A 22,878-nucleotide genomic window follows, 5' to 3' on the forward strand; every position below is an offset into this window, starting at 1 on the left:
GGCCCGTGCATCCCAAGCAAAGCCGACCCCACACCACGAACACTAAAAAGTCGTGGCTCGTGCAGGATTTCCGCGGAAGTTTGTGGTCCGCCAATTCCCCGCAAACCCTTGTCAGACGGGGCCTGGACGAATTTCAGCGGACTTGACCGGATCTCCCGGCAATCATCACAATTCATTTAACTTTCCGTGAGGACTTCGACACCGGCCGCTACCTACGATAGGCGCATGTTTTCAGGACCTGCTTCCAGGAGCCCATCATGCCCACCCGCAGACATCTGCTGTTCGCCGGCGCCACCGGCCTCGCCGCGCTCGCGGCGCTGTCGTCCGCCGGCCGCCGCGCGCTGGTCGGCCGCGCGTTCGCCGCGCCGCCGGCCGCCCCGCGGACGGCCGCCCCGTTCGAAGTCACCCTCAGCGACGCCGAATGGCATCGCCGGCTCACGCCCGCCCAGTACACGATCCTGCGCGAAGCCGGCACCGAGCGGCCGTTCAGCAGCCCGCTGAACGACGAGCACCGGCACGGCACGTTCGCGTGCGCCGGCTGCGATCTGGCACTGTTCTCGTCGGCCACCAAGTTCGACAGCCATACGGGCTGGCCGAGCTTCTGGAAGCCGCTCGACCACGCGGTCGGCACCAACGCCGACGCGTCGTTCGGGATGGTCCGCACCGAAGTGCACTGCCGCCGCTGCGGCGGCCATCTCGGCCACGTGTTCGACGACGGCCCGCAGCCGACCGGCCTGCGCTACTGCATGAACGGCCTCGCGCTCACCTTCCACCCGGCCGCCGCCTGATCCGGCCCCGCTCCCGACCGACTGGAGAACGCACCATGCTGCTCATCGTCCTTGCCTATCTCGGCGGCGTGCTCACGATCCTGAGCCCGTGCATCCTGCCCGTGCTGCCGTTCGTGTTCGCGCGCGCCGACCAGCCGTTCGTGCGCACCGGCCTGCCGCTGCTGGCCGGCATGGCGCTCACGTTCGCCGTCGTCGCGACGCTCGCCGCCGTCGGCGGCGGCTGGGTCGCGCAGGCCAACCAGGCCGGCCGCTGGATCGCCATCGTGCTGCTCGCGGTGTTCGGCCTGACGCTGCTGATGCCGCGCTTCGCCGAACACCTGACGCGCCCGCTCGTCGCCGCCGGCAACCGGCTCACCGGTCTCGCGCAGCGCGACGGCCGCCCGGCCGGCCCCGCGTCGTCGCTGCTGCTCGGCGTCGCGACGGGCCTGCTGTGGGCGCCCTGCGCGGGCCCGATCCTCGGGCTCGTGCTGACCGGCGCCGCGCTGCGCGGTGCGAGCGTCGGCACGACGCTGCTGCTCGTCGCGTATGCGGCCGGCGCAGCGACGTCGCTCGCCGTCGCGCTCGTGATCGGCGGGAAGGTGTTCACCGCGATGAAGCGCTCGCTCGGCGCCGGCGAATGGATCCGGCGCGGGATCGGCGCGGCGCTCCTGGCCGGCGTCGGCGCGATCGCGCTCGGCCTCGATACGGGCGCGCTCGCACAACTGTCGACCGTCGCCACCGGCGGACTCGAGACAAAGCTCATCGACCGGCTCGGCGGGCGCTCGAACGGTGCGCCCGCAACGACGGCCGCCACGGGCAACGCTGCCGACAACACGACTGGCAACGCAAGCGGCGGCGCGATGATAGCCGCGACCGCCGATGGCGCGCAGGCCGGCGGCGCAATGATGCGCGCGGCCGACGTGAAGCCGTCCGCGCTGCCCGTCGAAGGCACGCTGCCGTCGCTCGACGGCGCCGTGCAGTGGCTGAACTCGCCGCCGCTGACGGCGGCCGGCCTGCGCGGCAAGGTCGTGCTCGTCGATTTCTGGACGTATTCGTGCATCAACTGCCTGCGCACGCTGCCGTACACCAACGCGTGGGCACGCAAGTACGCACCGTACGGGCTCGTCGTGATCGGCGTGCACGCGCCGGAGTTCGCATTCGAGCGCGACATCGGCAACGTGAAGAAGGCCGTGCACGATCTCGGCATCGACTACCCGGTCGCGATCGACAACGGTTATTCGATCTGGCGCGCGTTCGGCAACGAATACTGGCCCGCGCACTACTTCATCGACGCGCAAGGGCGCATCCGCCATCACCACTTCGGCGAAGGCGAATACGCACAGTCGGAACGCGCGATCCAGTCGCTGCTCGCCGAAGCCGGCCATCCGGAAGCGCTGAACGTGCCGCTCGGGCTGGCCGGTGCGCCCGCGAAGGGCGCGCTTGCGGCGGCGGATGCCGCGGACGTCCGCTCGCCCGAAACCTATGTCGGCTATGCGCGCGCGGAAGACTTCTCGTCGCCGGGCGGCGTCGTGCGCGACGCGGCGCACCGCTACGACGCGCCGGCCCGCCCCGATCTCAACGACTGGGGCCTCGCCGGTACGTGGCAGGTCGGCGCCGAGCGCGCGTCGCTCGCCGCGCCGGCCGGCCGGATCGTCTACCGCTTCCATGCACGCGACCTGCACCTCGTGCTCGGCCCGGGCGCGAACGGCCAGCCCGTGCGCTTTCGCGTGACGCTCGACGGCGCGGCGCCCGGTGCCGCGCACGGCGCCGACGTCGACGCGCAGGGCTACGGCACGGTCACCGGGCAGCGCCTGTACCAGCTCGTCCGGCAGCCCGGCGCGATCGCCGACCGCACGTTCGCGATCGAGTTTCTCGATCCCGGCGTCGATGCGTACGCATTCACGTTCGGTTGAACGCGGGCGCCGCACGCAGGCGCCGCACGCCGGCAACGCCGCCACCCGAGCACCGTCTTCCACAACGCATTCCGAAGGAGCAAACGATGAACCCGACACCCACCCGCGATTCCGCGCCGCGACGGCGCGCAGCGATGCTGCGCCGCATCGGCGCCATTGCCGTCGCGGCCACCGCCGTGTTCGGCTTCCAGCGCATCGTCAATTCCGCCGAGCCGATGCGCACCGTCCCCGCGCCGACGCTCGACGAGACGCCCGGCGCGTCGCACGACGAGACGGCCGTGCTCGCCGGCGGCTGCTTCTGGGGCGTGCAGGGCGTGTTCGAGCACGTGAAGGGCGTGAAGCAGGTCACGGCAGGTTATGCGGGCGGCGCGTCCGAAACCGCGCACTATGCGCTCGTCGGCTCGGGGCTGACGGGGCACGCGGAATCGGTTCGCATCGTCTACGACCCGACGCAGATCACGTACGGCCGGCTGCTGCAGGTGTTCTTCTCGGTCGCGCACGACCCGACCGAGCTCAACCGTCAGGGCCCCGACGAAGGGCCGCAGTACCGGTCCGCGATCTTCCCGACCAACGCGCAGCAACGCGCGGTCGCGACCGCGTACATCGCGCAGCTCGGCAACGCGCACGTGTTTCCGGCGCCCGTCGTCACGCGCGTCGAGGCATACAAGGGGTTTTATCCGGCCGAGGCGTATCACCAGAACTACCTCGAACTGCATCCCGACGCGCCGTATATCGCGTTCAACGACCTGCCGAAGGTTGCCGGGCTGAAGCAGCGCTTCCCTGCGCTGTATCGCACGGACGCGGTGCTGTGGCGCGATGCCGGCTCGTGACCGGCAGCCGGCCGCGTGACGGGATACCCCCCGCCGCCCGCCGCGCGGCCGGGGGCCGGCGCGCGCCGCCCGCGGCCCGGTTTGCGCCGCATCAACGAAACCCCGGCCGTCATGCCGGGGCAAACCCGCATCGCGTCCGCCGCAACGGGCAACTTCGCGTAGACTTCTCTAGATCCCCGCCGCTTCTTGCGGCGCCCGGACTTTCTGCCCAGCCAGGAGACGTCACGCATGCTCGCAGTGCCTTTGCCTGACAGCAGCACCCTCGAAGAACCGTCTTCCGGCGCGGTCGAGCGCGACCTGCGCCGCGTGCCCATTCACCCCGATCACTGGTATCCGCTCGCGTGGTCGCGCGAGCTCAAGCGCGGCAAGACGCTCGGCGTGCGCTTCGCCGGCGATCCGATCGTGCTCGTGCGCACCGAATCGGGCGCCGTGTACGCACTCGAAGATCGTTGCGCGCACCGCCAGGTGCCGCTGCATGCGGGCGTCGTGAGCGGCGAAACGCTGCGCTGCTGCTATCACGGCTGGACCTACGCGTGCGACAGCGGCCGCTGCGTCGACGTGCCCTACCTCGGCCGCGAGCGTTTGCCGAACGGCGTGCGCGCGTATCCGTGCCGCGAAGCGCACGGGCTGATCTTCGTGTTCCCCGGCGACGCGACCCTCGCCGACACGCGGCCGTTCCCCGCGCTCGAATCGGCGGACAACCCCGCATACAAGACCCGCCGCTTCGGCCGCGAGGTCAAGTGCCACTACTCGTTCATGCACGAGAACCTGATGGACATGAACCATCAGTTCCTGCACCGCAAGCAGATGGGACAGATGCGCGCGCGCTCGTTGGGCCGGCGCCGCGGCGACGACTGGGTCGAGGTCGACTACACGTTCACGCGGATGGAAGGCAAGCAGCCGGTCGGCGAGGCGCTCGTGTTCGGCGCGAGCAAGCAGGCGTCCGACCAGTCCGACAAGAGCGTGATGACGGTGCGCACCGGCTATCCGTACCAGACGCTGCGGATCCTTTCGAGCGAAGGCACGCTCGTGATGGACCTGTGGATCGTCTACGTGCCGCTCGACGCCGAGCAACGCACCAACCGCACGTTCGGACTGCTGTCGATCCACAAGCCCGGCATACCGTTCGCGCTCGATCTCGCGTGGCCGCTGCTCGTATGGTTCACCGAGCGCATCTTCCGCGAGGATCGCTGGATCGTCGAGCGCGAGCAGGAAGCGCACGATCGCCAGGGCGCCGACTGGAACCACGAGGTGTTTCCGGTCATCAACGAGCTGCGCGACCTGCTGCGCCAATGCGGCGCGCGCACCGTGATCCCGATCCGCGAAGCGCGCGACGGCGCGTGATGCGTGCGGCGCGCCGCACGACGGCGCAGGCTCGCCGCGACGCGCCCGCTACAACCGGAACGCACCCGGCAGCAACGCGTGTGCGGTCGTGGCCTCGACATCGCCCTTCAGGTTGCCCAGGATCACTTCGATGTCGGGCATGCCGATCTCGATGATCACCTGACGGCACGCGCCGCACGGCGCGATCGGGCCGTCCGTGTCGCCGACGACCGCGAGCCGCGCGAAGTCCCCCGGACGATAGCCGGCGGCGATGGCCGCAAACATCGCCGTGCGCTCCGCGCAATTGCACAGCCCGTAGGACGCGTTCTCGACGTTGCAGCCGTGAAAAATCGTCCCGTCGCGCGCCTGCAGCGCCGCGCCGACCTTGAAGCGCGAATACGGCGCATACGCGCGTTCGCGCGCCGCCTTTGCCTGTTCGATCAGTTCGTCTCGTTCCATCTCGATGGTGCCTCCGGTGGTGTGCCGGGATGCATCGACGCAACCGCATCCCGGCGCGCACGATACTCCCGTGATGTGAAGCGGCCGCCGATGCCCGCACGCTCCGTCCGTGCCGGCACCGGCGACCGGTCAACCGATCTGCTGGTGAATGGTCGGCGGCGCATCGCCCGTCTCGCCCAGCACGTAGCTGCGCTGCACCGCGTCCACCGCGCGCGCCGCCGCGGCGGCGTCGCGGGCGTGCACGCAACCGAGCGATTGGCCGGCCTCGACGCGCTGCCCGATCTCCGCGAGCTCCGACAGGCCGACACTGGTGTCGATCGCATCCGCCGCGCGCGTGCGGCCACCGCCGAGCGCGACGACCGCCAGCCCGAGCGCGCGGCAATCGACCCGCTGCACGACGCCGCTCGCACGCGCCGGAACCGGCACGATCACCGCCGCCCGCGCAAGATGACGCCCGGGCGCATCGATCAGGTCCGCGGGGCCGCCGAGCGCCACGACCATTCTCGCGAAGCGTTCCGCCGCCGCGCCCGAGTCGAGCGCCCGTTGCAGCAGCGCGCGTGCCTGTGCGGCATCGCGTGCTAGCCCGCCGGTGACGAGCAACTGTGCCGCAAGCGCGATCGTGACGTCATGCAGCCGGGCCGGACGCGACTTGCCCGTCAGGTAGTCGATCGCGCACGCCACTTCAAGCGCATTGCCCGCACACGGTGCGAGCGACTGGTTCATGTCGGTGAGGATCGCGGTCGTCTTCATGCCGGCGCCGTTGCCGACGTCGACGATGCTGCGGGCCAGTTCCGCCGATTGCTCGACGGTCGGCATGAACGCACCTGAGCCGACCTTGACGTCCATCACGAGCCCGTCGAGTCCTGCCGCGAGCTTCTTCGACAGGATCGACGCGGTGATCATCGCGACCGACTCGACGGTCGCCGTCACGTCGCGAATCGCATAGATGCGCTTGTCGGCCGGCGCGAGCCGCGCGGTCTGCCCGATGATCGCGACGCCCACGTCGCGCACCGTGCGACGAAACGCATCGGTATCGGGCGTCACGTCGTAGCCGGGGATCGCGCTGAGCTTGTCGAGCGTGCCGCCGGTATGGCCGAGCCCGCGCCCCGAGATCATCGGCACGTAGCCGCCGCACGCGGCCACCATCGGCCCGAGCATCAGCGACACGACATCGCCGACGCCGCCGGTCGAATGCTTGTCGATCACCGGTCCGTCGAGATCGAGCGCGCGCCAGTCGAGCACGTCGCCCGAATCGCGCTGCGCGATCGTCAGCGCAACACGCTCGTCGACGCTCAGGTCGTTGAAGTACACGGCCATCGCGAACGCCGCCACCTGGCCCTCGGTCACGCTGCCGTCGGTCACGCCGCGCACGAACGCGGTTATCCCGTCGCGATCGAGCGTCTGCCGATTGCGCTTCTGGCGGATGAATTCCTGCGGTAGAAACATCGGTGCATCTCCTCGATCGGTCAGGGGCTGCTGCGCGGTTCAATGCAGGGAGAAGAACAGGCCGGCAATCGCGGCGCTCATCAGGTTCGACAGCGTCGCGGCCGTCAGCGCACGCAAGCCGTGCCGTGCGACTTCCGACCGACGCTCCGGCGCGACCGCGCTGAAGCCGCCCGCGAGAATGGCGATCGACGAGAAGTTCGCGAAGCCGCACAGCGCGAACGACACGATCGCGAGCGTCTTCGGGTCGAGCACTTGCAGGCCGGCCGCCGCGACGTGTTCGCTGCCCTTCAGGTACGGCGACAGGTCGCCGTACGCGACGAACTCGTTGAAGATCAGTTTCTCGCCGATGAAGTTGCCGGCCAGCGTCGCGTCGTGCCACGGCACGCCGATGATCCACGCGAGCGGAGCGAACAGGTGGCCGAGCATGCCCAGCAGCGTGACCCGCGGAAAACCGGCGAACGCGGCCACGCCGCCGACGATCAGGTTCATCAGCGCGATGAGCCCCACGAACGCGATCAGCATCGCGCCGACGTTGATCGCGATCCGCAGGCCGACCGACGCGCCGGACGCCGCCGCCTCGATCACGTTGGCGGCCCGCTTGTCGTCGAAATCGAGGCCGTCGACCACGACGCGGCTCGGTTCGACGGTCGGAAACAGCAGCTTGCCGAACAGCAGCCCGCCCGGCACCGCCATGAACGACGCGGCGAGCAGATACTCCATCTTCACGCCGAGGCCCGCGTAGCCGACCAGCACCGAGCCCGCGACCGACGCCATGCCGCTCGCCATCACCGTGAAGATCTCGGCGCTCGTCATGTTGCGCACGAACGGCTTCACGAGCGCGGGCATCTCGCTTTGCCCGAGGAAGATCGTCGCGACGGCCGAACACGCCTCGATACGGCTCACGCCGAGCACTTTCGCGAGCCCGGCGCCGAGGATCGCCACGATCCACTTCATCACGCCGAGGTAGTACAGCACCGCGATCAGCGCGGTAACGAAGATGATCATCGGCAGCACGCGCAGGCCGAACACGAACCCGCCGTCGCCGAACAACTGGAACATCCGGCTGTCGACCAGCCCGCCGAACACGAACGCGATGCCGTGATTGCCCATGTCCAGCACGCGATTGACGCCGTTCGCGGCCGCCGCGAGCGCCGCGCGGCCCGACGGCACGAACAGCACCAGCGCGCCGATCGCGAGCTGCGTGAGCAGCGCGGCGATCATGGTCCGACCGCTCACCGCGCGCCGGTTGTTCGACAGCAGGTAAGCCACCAACAGCAGGAACGACATGCCCAGGAGACTGCGCAGAATATCCACCTTGTGCTCCTTTCTCTCAATGTTATTGATCTTGTCCGGCACGCGGCCCGGAACGCTCTTGCGACGCTGTCGGTGGATATTACTCGTTCGGCGCGCTCAAATGCGTGCGGGGCGTGCCGTTGAAACGGACACGCCCCGCGCGACTCGCGCCGCTCAACCCGCGCGCTCGACCGGATGCGGTTCGCGCAACCGGTTCGCAATGCGCGCCGCCTCGTAGTAACCGGCCGCCGGCGGCCGTTTCAGATAGCGGCCCGCGCCGCGCACCGCGCGCAGGTCGCCGTCGGCCCACGCAAGCGCGCCGCGCGTGAGCGTGTGCGTCGCGACGCCCTGCACGGTCATCCCCTCGAACACGTTGAAGTCGACCTGCTGGTGATGGGTCTTCACCGAGATCGTCTTCGTCGCGGCCGGATCCCATACGACGAGGTCGGCATCGGCGCCCACCTGCACGGCCCCCTTGCGCGGATACAGGTTGAAGATCTGCGCGGCGTTCGTCGACGTGATCCGCACGAACTCGTTCGGCGTGATGCGGCCGTGATTCACGCCGTGATGCCACAGCACCGACATGCGATCCTCGACGCCGCCGCAGCCGTTCGGGATCTTCGTGAAATCGTCGCGGCCCATCGCCTTCTGCGACGCGCAGAACACGCAGTGATCGGTCGCCGTCGTATGCAGTTGCCCCGACTGCAACCCGCGCCACAGCGCTTCGCGATGCTCGGCCGAGCGGAACGGCGGGCTCATCACGTGCGCGGCCGCACGCGTCCAGTCCGGGTCGCGATAAACGGCCTCGTCGATCACCAGATGGCCCGGCAACACTTCGCCGAATACGCGCAGCCCTTCGCTGCGCGCGCGCGTAATCACGTCTACCGCGTCCTTCGCCGACACGTGCACGATATACACGGGCACGCCGAGCACCTGTGCGATGCGGATCGCGCGGTTCGCGGCCTCGCCCTCGACCTCCGGCGGCCGCGACAGCGGATGCGCCTCCGGCCCCGTCATCCCGCGCGCGAGCAGCGCCTTTTGCAGCTGGAACACGAGCTCGCCGTTCTCCGCGTGCACGGTCGGCAGCGCGCCGAGTTCGAGCGAACGCGTGAAGCTGTTCACGAGCACCTCGTCGTCGGCCATGATCGCGTTCTTGTATGCCATGAAGTGCTTGAAGCTCGACACGCCGTGCTCGCGCACCAGCGTGCCCATGTCGCGGTGCACGCTCTCGTCCCACCACGTCACCGCCACGTGGAAGCCGTAGTCGGCCGCCGCCTTCTCGGCCCAGCCGCGCCATGCGTGGAACGCGTCCATCAGCGGCTGCTTCGGGCTCGGGATCACGAAATCGATGATGCTCGTCGTGCCGCCCGACAGCCCGGCGGCCGTGCCCGAATAGAAATCGTCGCTCGCGGTCGTGCCCATGAACGGCAGTTCCATGTGCGTATGCGGATCGATGCCGCCCGGCATCACGTACTGGCCGTGAGCGTCGACGACGCTCGCGCCGGCCGGCGCGTCGATCTTCTCCGCGATCTGCAGGATCGTGCCGCCGTCCTGCGGGTCGGCGCAGAGCACGTCCGCGCGATAGGAGCGGTCCGCATCGACCACGGTGCCGCCGCGAATCAGGATTGCCATGGGTTGCCTCCTCGTTGACTGTCGGGTGCCGCGTGCGGCGCTTGGGTCACATGCACTGCGCGCGTCATGCGCTCGCGATCTGCGCGCGCTGTCCCGCGCGCCACTTCATCCAGGTACCGTACACGCCCGACGCCAGCACGAGGCCGACGAACCACGCGTACGTGTAAAGCGTGTTGAAGAACGCCGGCACGTTCGGGAACGACGCCGGAAATGCGGTGTGCAGGAAGCCGGGCAGGTTCGGCAGCACGCCGACCGCGAGCGCCACCAGCGCGGCCGGGTTCCAGCCGCGCGCGTAGCTGAAGCCGCCGCGCTCGTCGAACAGCGCGCGCGTGTCGAGCTGCGTGCCGCGTATCAGGAAGTAGTCGACCATCAGGATGCCCGCGACGGGCCCGAGCAGCGCCGAATAACCGACGAGCCAGGTGAAGATATAGCCGTCCGTCGTCGCGAGGATCTTCCACGGCATCATCACGATCGCGATCGTCGCGGTGATCATCCCGCCCGCGCGGTACGAGATGGCCTTCGGCCACAGGCTCGAGAAGTCGTACGCGGGGCCGACGAGGTTCGCGGCGAGGTTGCAGCACATCGTATCGAGCGTGAGGATCACGAGCGCGATGCCCACGCCGATGCCCGTCATCCGGCTCGTCAGGTCGATCGGATCCCAGATCGCGTTGCCGTAGATCACGACGGTCGCCGACGTCACGACGACCGACACCACCGACAGCAGCGCCATCGGCAGCGGCAGCCCGATCGACTGCCCGATCATCTGGTCGCGCTGCGAGTGCGCGAAGCGCGTGAAATCGGGAATGTTCAGCGCGAGTGTTGCCCAGAAGCCGACCATCGCGGTCAGGCCCGGCCAGAAGGTCGCCCAGAACAGCCCGGCCTTCTTGCCGCCCGCCGCGAACTGCGACGGCGCCGACAGCATCGAGCCGAAGCCGCCCGCCTTCGACGTCGCCCACCACACGAGTGCGACGCACATCACGACCTTGATCGGCGCGGACCAGCTCTCGAGCCAGCGGATCGAATCGGTGCCGTGCAGGATGAAGTAGATCTGCAGCGCCCAGAACACGAGGAAGCACGCGAGCTGCCCGAACGAAATGCCGACGACCGGCAGCGCCGCGCCGTGCAGCGCGTTGCCGGTCAGGATGTTCAGCAGCGTGTAGATCGCGCTGCCGCCGAGCCAGGTCTGGATGCCGTACCAGCCGCACGCGACGATCGCGCGCAGCAGCGCCGGCAGCTTCGCGCCCTGCGTGCCGAACGACGCGCGCACGAGCACCGCGTACGGAATCCCGTGCTTCGCGCCCGCATGGCCGATCAGCAGCATCGGCACGAGCACGATCAGGTTGCCGAGCAGCACGGTCATCACCGCCTGCCATGGCGACATGCCTTCCTGGATCAGCCCGGCCGCGAGCATGTACGACGCGATGTTCATCACCATCCCGACCCACAGCGCCGCGAAGTGATACCACTTCCACGTGCGCTGCGCCGGCGTCGTCGGCGCGAGGTCGTCGTTGTACAGGCTGCCGCCGGGCGCCGCGGCGCTGTCGGGATCGGCGGGGGTCGCTGCTGGTTTCATCAAGGCACTCCACGTAAACGTCAGCGCCGGCATCGCGCGATGCCGGCCCACGGAAACGAAAAACGACGGCGCCGGATCTCCCGCGCCGCCGGACGCAGGTCAAGCCGCCTTCGCGTGCTTCTCGGGCGCCGCGGGGCTCGCCCCCGCATCGGTGCGCGCCGGATTGTTCGGATGCGTGGTCCAGTTCGCGTACTCGCCCGAGTCGACGCGCTCCATCGTGATGCATTGCTCGACCGGACACACATGCATGCAAAGATTGCACCCGACGCACTCCGAATCGATCACTTCGAAGTGCCGCACGCCGTCCTTCTCGCGCGTGATCGCCTGGTGCGACGTGTCCTCGCACGCGATATGGCACAGCCCGCACTGGATGCAGCGGTCCTGGTCGATGCGCGCCTTGATGTCGTACTTCAGGTTCAGGAATTTCCAGTCGGTCACGTTCGGCACCGCGCGGCCGCGCACGTCGTCGAGCGTCGCGTAGCCCTTCTCGTCCATCCAGTTCGACAGCCCGTCGGCAAGATCCGACACGATCCGGAAGCCGTAATGCATCGCGGCGGTGCACACCTGCACGCTGCCGGCGCCGAGCACGATGAACTCGGCCGCGTCGCGCCAGGTCGAAATGCCGCCGATACCGGAGATCGGCAGGTTCGGCGTTTCCGGATCCCGCGCGATCTCCGCAACCATGTTCAATGCGATCGGCTTGACCGCCGGGCCGCAATAGCCGCCGTGCGTGCCCTTGCCGTCGACGGTCGGCATCGGCGCCATGTGGTCGAGATCGACCGCGACGATCGAGTTGATCGTGTTGATCAGCGACACGCCGTCCGCGCCGCCCTTGTAGGCGGCACGCGAGCCCATCCGGATGTCGCTGATGTTCGGCGTGAGCTTCACGAGGCACGGCAGTTTCGTGCCCTCCTTGACCCAGCGCGTGACCATCTCGACGTATTCGGGCACCTGCCCGACGGCCGCGCCCATCCCGCGCTCGCTCATCCCGTGCGGACAGCCGAAGTTCAGCTCGACCGCGTCGGCGCCCGTATCCTCGACGAGCGGCAGGATCCATTTCCAGTCGCGCTCGTTGCACGGCACCATCAGCGACACGATCAGCGCACGGTCCGGCCAGTCGCGCTTGACCTGCGCGATCTCTCTCAGGTTCACGTCGAGCGGGCGGTCGGTGATCAGCTCGATGTTGTTCAGTCCCGCGATGCGCTGGCCGTTCCACTGCACGGCACCGTAGCGCGAACTGACGTTGACGACGTGCGGATCGAGCCCGAGCGTCTTCCAGACGACGCCGCCCCAGCCCGCCTCGAATGCGCGGTTGACGTTGTAGGCCTTGTCGGTCGGCGGCGCGGACGCGAGCCAGAAGGGATTCGGCGAAGTGATGCCCGCGATGGTGCAGCGAAGGTCGGCCATGTTCGGCTCCGTGAGAGTGGGGTCGCTGTCGTGGATGCGTGGATGCGTGTGCGGGTGCTTATGCAGCCTTCGCGTCGCGCTGCGCGAGCGCCGCGTCGATCGACGCGGCCGCGCGCTTGCCGTCCTGCACGGCCTGCACCGTGAGATCGATGCCGTCCGTCGCCGCGCAGTCGCCGCCGGCCCACACGTCGGGCAGCGCGGTGCGTCCGTCCGCGTCGACCGCGATGCGCGTGCCGTCCGCCGTCAGCAACGCGGCCACGACACCTTCCGGCACCAGCGTCTGGCCGATCGCCTTCAGCACCATGTCCGCATCGACGGTGAAGCGCTCGCCCGACGCCGCTTCAAACTCGACGCCCGTCACCTGCCCGTCCACACCCGCGATGCGCACGGGTTTCGCGTGCGTGACGAGCGTGACGCCGCTCTTCTGCGCGAACTCGCGTTCGGCCCACGTCGCGCTCATCGCATCCACGCCGCGCCGGTAAACCATCGTCACGCGCTCGGCGCCGAGCTTGCGGCTTTGCACGGCCGCATCGATGGCCGTATTGCCGCCGCCGATCACGACCACGCGCCGCCCGACCGGCACGTTCTCCAGCCCATCGGCCTGCCGCACCTGTTCGATGAAGTCGACCGCGTTCATCACGCCGGCCAGTTGTTCGCCGTCGATCGCGAGCGCACGCACGCCGCCGAAGCCCATCGCGAGGAACACCGCGTCGTGCTGCTCGCGCAGCGTGTCGAGCGTCATGTCGCGTCCGAGCGCAACGCCAGTCTTCAGCGTGATGCCGCCGACCGACAGCAGCCACTCGACTTCGCGCTGCGCGAAATCGTCGACGGTCTTGTATGCGGCGATCCCGTATTCGTTGAGGCCGCCGGCCTTCGGGCGCGCGTCGAACAGCGTCACGCGGTGCCCGGCGAGCGCGAGCCGGTGCGCGCATGCGAGCCCGGCCGGCCCCGCGCCGACCACCGCGACCTGGCGGCCCGTGTCGGGCGCACGCGTGAAGCGCACCGCACCGGTTGCCATCGCCCAGTCGGTCGCGTGCCGCTGCAGCCCGCCGATCGCGACAGGTTGCGCATCCTGATGGTTGCGCACGCATGCGCCTTCGCACAGGATCTCGGTCGGACACACGCGCGCGCACATCCCGCCGAGCGGATTCGCGGACAGGATGTCGGTCGCCGCACCTTTCAGGTTGCCGTTGCCGATCTTGCGGATGAAGCTCGGGATGTCGATCTGCGTCGGGCATGCCTGCACGCACGGCGCGTCGTAGCAGTAGTGGCAGCGGCTGGCCGCGGCGGCCGCGGCAGTCGGGTCGAGCAGCGGCGCGATATCGGCGAATTCGCACGAGAGTTGCGTGGACGACAGGCGATGCGCGGCGATATCGCCGGTTGGCTTGGTGGTCATACGCGTTCCTTCGACTGGGTGGAGACAAAGCCGTCCCCGCCGGCTGCGAATGCACAGTCGGGGCGGTCACGCTCAGGAATGCTACGGTCAGGCGATACGCAGCCTGCCGGCTGCTACGGTCGATTCGTCATGAAGCCGGCTCGCATGCGCGCGACAGCATCGCGTGCAGCAGCACGTTCGCGCCGGCCTCGATCCACGCGGGCGTCGCGTCCTCGATCTCGTTGTGGCTGATGCCGTCGACGCACGGCACGAACACCATCGACGTCGGCGCGACCTGCGCCAGATAGCATGCGTCGTGCCCCGCGCCCGACACGATGTCGCGATGCGAGTAGCCGAAGCGACCGGCCGCGCCACGCACGGCCTCCACGCACGCCGGATCGAACGCGACGGGCTTGTAATAGAAAATCTGTTCGAGTTCCGTTTCGAGCCCGATGCCGGCCGCGATGTGCGCGACGCCGTCGCGCAGCGCGGCGTCCATCTTCGCGAGCACGGCGTCGTCCGGATGACGGAAATCGACGGTGAAGAACACGCGGCCGGGAATCACGTTGCGCGAGTTCGGGTGGACCTGCATCATGCCGACCGTCGCGCAGCCGAACGGCGCGTGATCGAGGCCGATCCGGTTGACGAGATCGACCACGCGCGACGCACCGAGCAGCGCGTCGCGGCGACGCGGCATCGGTGTCGGCCCCGCATGCGCTTCCTGGCCGGTAAATGTGATCTCGTACCAGCGCTGCCCCTGCGCATCGGTCACGACGCCGATCGTCTTGCATTCCGCTTCGAGTATCGGCCCCTGCTCGATATGCAGTTCGAACGCCGCATGCAGCTTGCGCCCGCCGCACGGCACGTCGCCCGCGTAGCCGATGCGCGCCAGTTCCTCGCCGATCGTCTTGCCGTCGACGTCCTTGCGCGACAGCCCGTATTCGAGCGGGAACACGCCCGCGAACACGCCGGACGCGACCATCGCGGGCGCGAAGCGCGAACCCTCCTCGTTGGTCCAGATCACGACCTCGACCGGATGCTCGGTCTCGATCCCGTGATCGTTGAGGCTGCGAATCACCTCGAGGCCGCCGAGCACGCCGTAGATGCCGTCGAAGCGGCCACCGGTCGGTTGCGAATCCGCGTGCGAGCCCGTGACGACCGGCGCCGCGTCGGCCACGCGGCCTGCGCGGCGCATGAACACATTGCCCATCGTATCGACCGTCACCGTGCAGCCGGCGGCCTTCGCCCAGCCGACGATCAGGTCGCGACCGGCCCTGTCGAGATCGGTCAGCGCGAGGCGGCACACACCGCCTTTCGGCGTCGCGCCGATCTTCGCGACCTCCATCAGGCTGTCCCACAACCGCTTGCCGTCAACCTTGATCGACGGGTCGAAGACCGGCCGCTTCACTGCTTCCGATACCGCGTTCATTCGCGTCGCTCCTGTGGGGTCGGTGAGTCGTCAGCCCGGTCTGCGCCGGTGCATGCAATGCCTGTTCTGGGGCAAACCCGCCCATGCGCGGTGCATGCCCCGGTCGTGCGCGAAGGTCGCCCGGCGAATCGCCGGAACTGCCTTCCGCCGCTCGTCGAATCCTGTCCGATTGGACAGGTTTTAGACGATCAAAATGACCAAGGCAATGTCTTTCTTTCGTGGATCGACAGAGCGAGAAACGTGCCATCGCAACGCAGCATCGCTGCGGATGCGCATGGTCCGCACGCGTGCGTTCGACGCGGATCAGCGGCTAGAATGAAGCCCAACGCGGCATGCCCGCCGCGCGAGGGTAACGATGAGACATGACGAGGCGGCAGCCGAAGCGATCGACAGCGACGAAACGTCCGCGCCTTTGCGGCGACGCAAGGCGCACATCCGCGAATCCAACGAGGCGCATCTGCTCGCCTGTGCGGAAGCCGTGTTCGCGGAACGCGGGCTCGACGGCGCGAGCACCGCGATGATCGCGGAACGCGCCGGCCTGCCGAAGGCGAACGTGCATTACTACTTCCCGACCAAGCTCGCGCTGTACCGCCGCGTGCTCGACGACCTGTTCGAGGACTGGCATCGCGCGGCCGGCACGTTCGAAGCTGGCGACGATCCGGTGGAAGCGATCGGCGGCTACGTACGCGCGAAGATGGAGCTGTCGCGGCGGCGCCCGCTCGGCTCGAAGGTCTGGGCCAACGAGATCATCCACGGTGCGGCACACATGCAGGACATCCTGTCGCAACGCGTGAAGCCGTGGTTCGACACGCGCGTGAAGGTCATCGACGGCTGGATCGCGCGCGGGCTGCTCGCGCCGATCGATGCGCATGCGCTGATGTACCTGATCTGGGCGACCACGCAGCACTATGCGGATTTCGATGCGCAGATCCGCGCGCTGAGCGGCAAGCGCACGTTCACGCGGAAGGCGTTCGACGAGAAGACCGAACAGGTCGTGCAGCTCGTGATTCGCGCGTGCGGCGCGGTGTCGCCGAAAAAGAAGGCGTAGCGCAACCGCGCGATCCGCCGAATGAAAAACGGGCGACGGGTAACGCGCAGGTGCTCCCTGCGCGATACCCGCCGCCCGCATCGCAGCGTACGGACCAAGCGTTATGCGATGCGCTCGATCGCGATGGCCGTCGCCTCGCCGCCGCCGATGCACAGCGACGCGATGCCGCGTTTCAGGCCATACGTTTCGAGCGCAGCCAGCAGCGTCACCATCACGCGCGCACCCGATGCGCCGATCGGATGGCCGAGCGCGCACGCGCCGCCGTGCACGTTGACCTTCTCGTGCGGCAGGTCGAGATCGCGCATCGCCGCCATCGGCACCACCGCGAACGCTTCGTTGATCTCGAACAGATCGACGTCGCGCAGGTTCCAGCCGGTTTTCTCCGACAGCTTGCGCAGCGCGCCGATCGGCGCGGTCGCGAACAGGCCAGGCTTGTCCGCGTAAGTCGAATGCCCGACGATCACGGCCTTCGGCGTGAGGCCCAGGCGTTCCGCTTCCGAGCGGCGCATCATCACGAGCGCGGCCGCACCGTCCGAGATCGACGACGCGTTCGCCGCCGTCACCGTGCCGCCTTCGCGGAACGCCGGCTTCAGCGTCGGAATCTTGTCGAGCTTCGCGTTGCCCGGCTGCTCGTCGATCGACACGACCGTTTCGGTCTTGCCGGCCTTCACGGTCACCGGCGCGATCTCCGATACGAAATGCCCTTCGGCGATCGCGCGTTGCGCGCGCGTCAGCGACGCGATCGCAAACGCATCCTGCGCCTCGCGCGTGAACTGGTAGGCCTGCGCGCAATCCTCGGCGAACGTGCCCATCAGGCGACCCTTTTCATATGCGTCCTCGAGCCCGTCGAGGAACATGTGATCGAGCACCTGGCCGTGGCCCATCCGCATCCCCGCGCGCGCCTTCGGCAGCAGGTACGGCGCATTCGTCATGCTTTCCATCCCGCCCGCGACGGCCACGCCCGCCGAACCTGCCAGCAGCAGGTCGTGTGCGAACATCGCCGCCTTCATCCCCGAGCCGCACATCTTGTTGACCGTCGTCGCGCCCGCCGCGAGCGGCAGCCCGGCCTTCAGCGCGGCCTGCCGCGCCGGCGCCTGGCCCTGCCCGGCCGGCAGCACGCAGCCGAACACGATTTCATCGATGCGTTCGGCCGGCACGTTCGCGCGCTCGAGCGCCGCGCGAATCGCTACCGCGCCGAGATCGCTCGCGCTGGCCGCAGCCAGGTCGCCCTGAAAACCACCCATCGGCGTGCGCGCCATACCAACGATTACGATCGGATCCTGAGTCGTCATGATTCGCTTCCTCCAGTGTCAGCGCGGTGCCATGCGCAACGCGCCATCGAGACGGATGACTTCGCCGTTCAGCATCGTGTTCTCGGCGATGTGGCGCACCAGCGCCGCAAATTCTTCCGGGCGGCCGAGCCGCGGCGGGAACGGCACGCTCTTGCCGAGCGCGTCCTGCACGTCCTGCGGCATGCCGGCCATCATCGGCGTCGCGAAGATACCGGGCGCGATCGTCACGACACGAATGCCGAACCGCGCGAGTTCGCGCGCGATCGGCAGCGTCATGCCCACCACGCCGCTCTTCGACGCCGCATACGCGGCCTGTCCGATCTGCCCGTCGAACGCCGCGACCGACGCGGTGTTGACGATCACGCCGCGCTCGCCTTCCGCATCGGCATCCTGCTTCGACATCGCTTCGGCAGCCAGCCGGATCATGTTGAACGTGCCGACGAGATTGATCGACACGGCACGCGCGAAGCGGTCGAGCGAGTGCGGACCATCGCGGCCGACGACCTTCTCGCCCGGCGCGACGCCCGCGCAGTTGACGAGCGCGTCGATGCGGCCGAACGCGTCGCGCGCGGCGGCCACGGCCGCCTGCCCGTCGGCTTCGCTCGTCACGTCGGTCTTCACGAAGCGCGCGGCCGCGCCGAGTTCGTGCACGAGGCTCGCGCCGGCATCGTCATTGACATCCAGCAGCACGGCCTTGCCGCCTTCCGCGACGACCATGCGCGCCACCGCGGCGCCGAGGCCCGAACCGGCGCCCGTAATCAGAAAAACGCGATCCTTGATATTCATTAGCAATCCGTATTCAGGGTTGAGCGGCCTTCTCTGCTTCCATCTTGCGCAACACGAAGCGCTGGATCTTGCCGCTCGGGGTTTTCGGCAGCGCGTCGACGAAGTCGATCGCGCGAGGATAGGCGTGGGCGGACAGCCGCCGCTTCACGTGCAGGCTCAGGTCCTCGGCCAGCGCCGGCGTGCCGTCGAAGCCCTTCGACAGTACGACGAACGCCTTCACGATCTCCGTGCGCTCCGGATCGGGCACGCCGATCACGGCGGCTTCGCTGACGGCCGGATGCTCGATCAGCGCGCTTTCCACGTCGAACGGGCCGATCCGGTAGCCGGACGACGTGATCACGTCGTCCGCGCGGCCGATGAAGCTCACGGTGCCGTCCGGCTCCAGCTCGACGTTGTCGCCGGTTCGATAGTAGCCGCCCGCGATTGCCGGCGTGTCCTGCTGCCAGTAGCCGTGGAACCACAGCAGCGGCGAGCGTGCGATGTCGATCGCGAGGTTGCCGGGTTCGCCGGGGCCGAGCTCGCGGCTCGTTTCGTCGAGCACCGCGACGCGATAGCCGGGCATCGCGAAGCCGGCCGAGCCGGCATGCACGACGTGTGCGAGACCATGATGATTGTTCACGACCATCCCGAGTTCGGTCTGGCCGTAGTGATCGTAGATCGGTGCATCGAGCGCCGCGTCGAACCAGCGCACGACTTCCGGATTCAGCGGCTCGCCCGCGCTGCTCACCACGCGCAGCTTGCCCTTCGCGCGCGCCGCCGCTTCCGTACCGGCCGCCATCAGCATCCGGTACGCGGTCGGCGAGCCGGCGAGGCTCGTGATGCCGAGCCGTTCGATCACGTCGTACGTGCTGTCGACCGTGAAGCCGCCCTCGTAGAGCGTCGTCGCGTGGCCGAGCAGCAGCGGGCCCGTGATCGCGTAATAGAGGCCGTACGCCCAGCCCGGATCGGCGATGTTCCAGAACCGGTCGCCTTCGCGCAGGTCGACCGCGTCGTGCATGTACGCGCCGAACGCAAGCAGTGCGCGTAGCGGCACCGGTACGCCCTTCGGCAAACCCATCGTGCCCGACGTCGACATCATCATGAACAGGTCCGTGCCCTTGCGCAGCACCGGTTCGAACGTGTCGGGCCGCGCGTCGAGCGCCGCGCGGAAATCGATGTCGCGTTCCGGCAGCGCGTCGCCCGGCTCGCGCACCGTCGCAACCGGCGGACAACCGGCGATCTCGTCGAGCTTGGCGCGATTCGCGACATTGGTCACGACCAGGCGCGCGTCGCTCATCCGCAGACGGTGCTCGATCGCTTTCGGGCCGAACGCGGTAAACAGCGGCTGATAGACGGCGCCCGCGCGCCACGTGCCGAGGATCGTCGCGACGAGTTCGGGCGTGCGCGGCAACAGGCCGGCCACCACGTCGCCCGGCTTCACGCCCTGCGCGACCAGCAGGTTCGCCACGCGTGCCGACAGCGCCTGCATCTGCGCGAACGTGAAGCTCCGGTGCTGCCCGCCGGCGTCGATCCAGTCGAGTGCGATCGCGTCCGCCGATGCGTGCCGGTCGCAACATTCGACGCATGCGTTCAGGCCGTGCTCCAGGTCGCCGTGCAGATGCGCGGCGGCGGTCTCGATACTGAACCGGGCCACGGCGTCGGCGTAGGCCGGCACCGCCCGGGCGGTTGCTCCATCAGGCATGCGTGTCTCCTGTACGTTATGACCGCCGGCGAGCCTGGAGCGCGACGGGGGATACATCGATAGTAGACAGCCGTCACATTGCAATCAATGACAAACAGAATCTAGAATCGTGATCGTTTTTGCCATGTCTGGAGGAAGCAGGAAAATGGGGCCGCAGATGATTTCGCCGGATTTCGTCGACGACGCGCTCGCGTGCCTGCGCCGGCAGCGCATCGCGACGGAGCCCGTATTGCGCGCCGCTGGCCTGCCGGCCGCCGTGCGCGAGCCCGTCACGCCGCAACAGTACGGCCGCCTGTGGCTCGCGATCGCCGGCACGATCGACGACGAATTCTTCGGGCTCGCCGCACGCCCGATGCGGCAAGGCAGCTTCAAGCTGCTGTGCCACGCGGTGCTGCACGCCGGCACGCTCGAAAAGGCGCTGCGGCGGGCGCTGCAGTTCCTGCGCGTCGTGCTCGACGAGCCGCACGGCGAGCTCGTCGTGGCCGACGGACAGGCGCAGATCGTGCTCACGCAGTCGGGCGCGCCGTATCCGGCGTTCGCGTACCGGACGTTCTGGCTGATCCTGCTCGGCGTCGCTTGCTGGCTGACCGGCCGGCGCATCCCGCTGCAGCGCATCGATTTCGCGTGCCCGAGCCCCGACCAGCGCAGCGACTATCACCAGTTCTTCGGCGTGCCCGTGCATTTCGACCGCCCCGACAGCCGGCTCGCGTTCAACGCCGCGTACCTCGCGCTGCCGACGATCCGTTCCGCGCAGGCGCTGAAGACCTTCCTGCGCGGCGCACCCGGCAACCTGCTGGTCCGCTACCGGCACGACACGGGCTGGGTCGCGAAAACGCGCGCGCACCTGAAGGGGCTGCCGGCCGCCGAGTGGCCCGACTTCGATTCGCTGGCCGTGCGCCTCGGCACGACGCCCGCGACGCTGCGGCGGCGTCTGCGCAGCGAAGGGCAAAGCTTCGCGGCGATCAAGGACGAACTGCGCGGCGCGCTGGCCCAGTCGCTGCTGCGCGGGCACGCGCTCAGCGTCGCAGAGATCGCAGCCGAGCTCGGCTTCACCGAGCCGAGCGCGTTTCATCGCGCGTTCCGGAAATGGACGGGCACGAGCCCCGGCGCGTTCCGCCGCGACGTGCATGCGGCGAATCCGGAGCCTTGAATCGCGCGCGGATGATGCGGGTCGTACGCAGCGGATACTGAGATCCCCTCGCACGATGCTGATAACGATACGAAGCGCCGGCGGCTGTCCGTGACCGATGCATGATGGCAAACGACCGACCAACCACCACCGCTCCGGCTCCGATGCAAGGTTGTTTCTATTCATTCAGCCGTCGCGCAGTGGGTGCTCCGGCCTGTGCCGTTTGATTGCGTTTGATTGCGTTTGTTTGCGGTTGACCGCATCGGTCGCCGGCATCGGCATTCCGGTGCGACGCACCGCGCGAATGAGCGCAACCCTGCCCTGCGCGGCATTGCGCCCCGGCTCTTCCGACCACATACTGGTCGGCCTGTACCGACAGGGTTGCGTCAATGGTGAGTGTCGATCAGGGTGCCGCTTCGATCTTTGGCGTGATCGGAACTGCCGTGTCTTTGCTGGCAGCGATTCCGTACGCGCTCGCGATCTACCGGCGCACCGTTCGTCCGCATCTGTTCACGTGGCTCGTGTGGTCGGTCGTCACGGCGATCGCGGCCGCCGGCCAGTTCGTTGCGGGTGCGGGGCCTTCCGCATGGTGCACGGCGGCGATTGCCGTCACATGCTTCCTGATGTTGGTAGCCAGCATTTTTCGCGGCGAACGAGGCTGGACAACCATCGACTGGCTTTTCTTGTGTGCAGCCCTTTCGGCTATTCCGCTGTGGATGCTGACCGACGATCCGACGGTCTCGATCTGCCTGGTCACGCTGATCGAGCTTGCCGGCCTCGGCCCGACTCTCCGCAAGACGATCCACGATCCGTGGAGCGAGAGCCTCGCCTATTTCGCGCTGTGCGTGCTCAAGTACGCGCTGGCGTTGCTGGCACTGAGCACGTGGAGTATCGCGGTCGCGTTTTATCCGGCCGTCAATATCATCGCGTCGATCGGCATCTGCCTGGTCATGCTGGTCCGGCGTCAATCGCTGTCGAACGCGCGGTAGGCTCTTTCCGTCGCCGCTGTGTTCGGAATGCGTTGCGTGCTGCAACAGGACACAGCCGATGAGCGAAACCACCAATCTTCAAAGACGATGCGAGGTCCCGATATGGACGCAATCCAGACAGTCATCGAACCCTACGAAACCGCGCTCCGGGCCGCGATGCTGGCCAACGATGTCGACGCGCTCGATGCGTTGCTGGACGACGATCTGGTGTTCACCGTCCCGACCGGACAGATCATCTCGAAGGAGGACGATCTGTCCGCGCATCGCGCAAAGCTTCTGCGTCTCGACAGGCTCGATTTCCGCGAAACGCGGGCATGCTCGGTTGGCGAGATGATCCTGACCACGACGAAGGCGACGCTTGTCGGTCGTTTCGATGGCGCTGCATTCGACGGCACGTTTGCCTATACGCGCCTGTGGCGTCGATCGGGCGCCGGCTGGCGCGTCGTCGCCGGGCATGCATCGCAGGTCATGTAGCCGCGCAAGGCGTGGCTTTTGAACGATGTCGC

19 protein-coding genes are annotated in these 22,878 nt (G+C 68.3%); 8 read left to right on the top strand and 11 right to left on the bottom strand.

Annotated elements, in window-relative coordinates; all coding sequences use genetic code 11:
• Positions 1–257: 257 nt before the first annotated feature.
• The 4 genes from msrB to LXM88_RS00365 all read left to right on the top strand — a co-directional run bounded on the left by msrB (position 258) and on the right by LXM88_RS00365 (position 4,854).
• On the top strand, positions 258–788 hold the full coding sequence (gene msrB, locus LXM88_RS00350) for a peptide-methionine (R)-S-oxide reductase MsrB (RefSeq protein ID WP_262531062.1): 531 nt from the start codon (positions 258–260) through the stop codon (positions 786–788).
• A gap of 35 nt (positions 789–823) precedes the next feature.
• The gene (locus tag LXM88_RS00355) at positions 824–2,680 is read left to right on the top strand and encodes a cytochrome c biogenesis protein DipZ (RefSeq protein WP_262531064.1); all 1,857 of its coding nucleotides are present in this window, start codon (positions 824–826) and stop codon (positions 2,678–2,680) included.
• An 86-nt stretch (positions 2,681–2,766) separates the two neighbouring features.
• On the top strand, positions 2,767–3,510 hold the full coding sequence (msrA, locus tag LXM88_RS00360; RefSeq protein WP_262531065.1) for a peptide-methionine (S)-S-oxide reductase MsrA: 744 nt from the start codon (positions 2,767–2,769) through the stop codon (positions 3,508–3,510).
• 228 nt (positions 3,511–3,738) lie between these two features.
• Positions 3,739–4,854, top strand: coding sequence for an aromatic ring-hydroxylating oxygenase subunit alpha (locus LXM88_RS00365; protein ID WP_262531067.1), 1,116 nt, complete (start codon positions 3,739–3,741; stop codon positions 4,852–4,854).
• Between the two features lie 48 nt (positions 4,855–4,902).
• Here the strand turns inward: LXM88_RS00365 and LXM88_RS00370 are convergent, their stop codons facing one another.
• The 8 genes from LXM88_RS00370 to LXM88_RS00405 form a co-directional block, all read right to left on the bottom strand.
• The gene (locus LXM88_RS00370; protein WP_262531068.1) at positions 4,903–5,292 is read right to left on the bottom strand and encodes a cytidine deaminase; all 390 of its coding nucleotides are present in this window, start codon (positions 5,290–5,292) and stop codon (positions 4,903–4,905) included.
• A gap of 129 nt (positions 5,293–5,421) precedes the next feature.
• The gene (deoA, locus tag LXM88_RS00375) at positions 5,422–6,738 is read right to left on the bottom strand and encodes a thymidine phosphorylase (protein WP_262531069.1); all 1,317 of its coding nucleotides are present in this window, start codon (positions 6,736–6,738) and stop codon (positions 5,422–5,424) included.
• Between the two features lie 39 nt (positions 6,739–6,777).
• Complete coding sequence (locus tag LXM88_RS00380; RefSeq protein ID WP_262531070.1) at positions 6,778–8,052, bottom strand: NupC/NupG family nucleoside CNT transporter; 1,275 nt, start codon at positions 8,050–8,052, stop codon at positions 6,778–6,780.
• Positions 8,053–8,205: 153 nt separating this feature from the next.
• Positions 8,206–9,663 (bottom strand): dihydropyrimidinase, encoded by a 1,458-nt coding sequence (hydA, locus tag LXM88_RS00385; RefSeq protein WP_262531072.1) that lies wholly within the window; start codon positions 9,661–9,663, stop codon positions 8,206–8,208.
• A gap of 64 nt (positions 9,664–9,727) precedes the next feature.
• Complete coding sequence (locus LXM88_RS00390) at positions 9,728–11,236, bottom strand: NCS1 family nucleobase:cation symporter-1 (RefSeq protein WP_262531073.1); 1,509 nt, start codon at positions 11,234–11,236, stop codon at positions 9,728–9,730.
• Positions 11,237–11,335: 99 nt separating this feature from the next.
• Positions 11,336–12,643, bottom strand: coding sequence for an NAD-dependent dihydropyrimidine dehydrogenase subunit PreA (gene preA / locus LXM88_RS00395; protein WP_262531075.1), 1,308 nt, complete (start codon positions 12,641–12,643; stop codon positions 11,336–11,338).
• Positions 12,644–12,701: 58 nt separating this feature from the next.
• Positions 12,702–14,039, bottom strand: a complete 1,338-nt coding sequence (locus tag LXM88_RS00400; protein ID WP_262531077.1) for an NAD(P)-dependent oxidoreductase — start codon at positions 14,037–14,039, stop codon at positions 12,702–12,704.
• A gap of 127 nt (positions 14,040–14,166) precedes the next feature.
• Positions 14,167–15,447, bottom strand: coding sequence for a Zn-dependent hydrolase (locus LXM88_RS00405; protein WP_262531079.1), 1,281 nt, complete (start codon positions 15,445–15,447; stop codon positions 14,167–14,169).
• A 355-nt stretch (positions 15,448–15,802) separates the two neighbouring features.
• Between LXM88_RS00405 and LXM88_RS00410 the strand changes: the two genes are divergently transcribed.
• Positions 15,803–16,495 (top strand): TetR/AcrR family transcriptional regulator, encoded by a 693-nt coding sequence (locus LXM88_RS00410; RefSeq protein WP_262531080.1) that lies wholly within the window; start codon positions 15,803–15,805, stop codon positions 16,493–16,495.
• 101 nt (positions 16,496–16,596) lie between these two features.
• Here the strand turns inward: LXM88_RS00410 and LXM88_RS00415 are convergent, their stop codons facing one another.
• Genes LXM88_RS00415 through LXM88_RS00425 form a run of 3 tightly spaced genes read right to left on the bottom strand, consistent with a single transcriptional unit; the run spans position 16,597 to position 20,254 of the window.
• Positions 16,597–17,787, bottom strand: coding sequence for an acetyl-CoA C-acetyltransferase (locus LXM88_RS00415; protein ID WP_262531081.1), 1,191 nt, complete (start codon positions 17,785–17,787; stop codon positions 16,597–16,599).
• An 18-nt stretch (positions 17,788–17,805) separates the two neighbouring features.
• Positions 17,806–18,573 carry a 3-hydroxyacyl-CoA dehydrogenase gene (locus tag LXM88_RS00420; protein WP_262531082.1) on the bottom strand — a complete coding sequence of 256 codons (768 nt, stop codon included), beginning with the start codon at positions 18,571–18,573 and terminating at the stop codon, positions 17,806–17,808.
• 13 nt (positions 18,574–18,586) lie between these two features.
• Positions 18,587–20,254, bottom strand: a complete 1,668-nt coding sequence (locus tag LXM88_RS00425) for an acyl-CoA synthetase (RefSeq protein WP_262531084.1) — start codon at positions 20,252–20,254, stop codon at positions 18,587–18,589.
• Positions 20,255–20,399: 145 nt separating this feature from the next.
• Here LXM88_RS00425 and LXM88_RS00430 point away from each other — a divergent pair, with 145 nt between their 5' ends.
• The 3 genes from LXM88_RS00430 to LXM88_RS00440 all read left to right on the top strand — a co-directional run bounded on the left by LXM88_RS00430 (position 20,400) and on the right by LXM88_RS00440 (position 22,846).
• Complete coding sequence (locus LXM88_RS00430) at positions 20,400–21,404, top strand: AraC family transcriptional regulator (protein WP_262531086.1); 1,005 nt, start codon at positions 20,400–20,402, stop codon at positions 21,402–21,404.
• 368 nt (positions 21,405–21,772) lie between these two features.
• Positions 21,773–22,372, top strand: coding sequence for a hypothetical protein (locus tag LXM88_RS00435; protein WP_262531087.1), 600 nt, complete (start codon positions 21,773–21,775; stop codon positions 22,370–22,372).
• A gap of 102 nt (positions 22,373–22,474) precedes the next feature.
• Positions 22,475–22,846, top strand: coding sequence for a nuclear transport factor 2 family protein (locus LXM88_RS00440; protein ID WP_262531657.1), 372 nt, complete (start codon positions 22,475–22,477; stop codon positions 22,844–22,846).
• The last annotated feature ends 32 nt before the right edge of the window (positions 22,847–22,878 follow it).

Source organism: Burkholderia sp. S-53 (genome assembly GCF_025560745.1).
GTDB lineage: Bacteria > Pseudomonadota > Gammaproteobacteria > Burkholderiales > Burkholderiaceae > Burkholderia > Burkholderia pyrrocinia.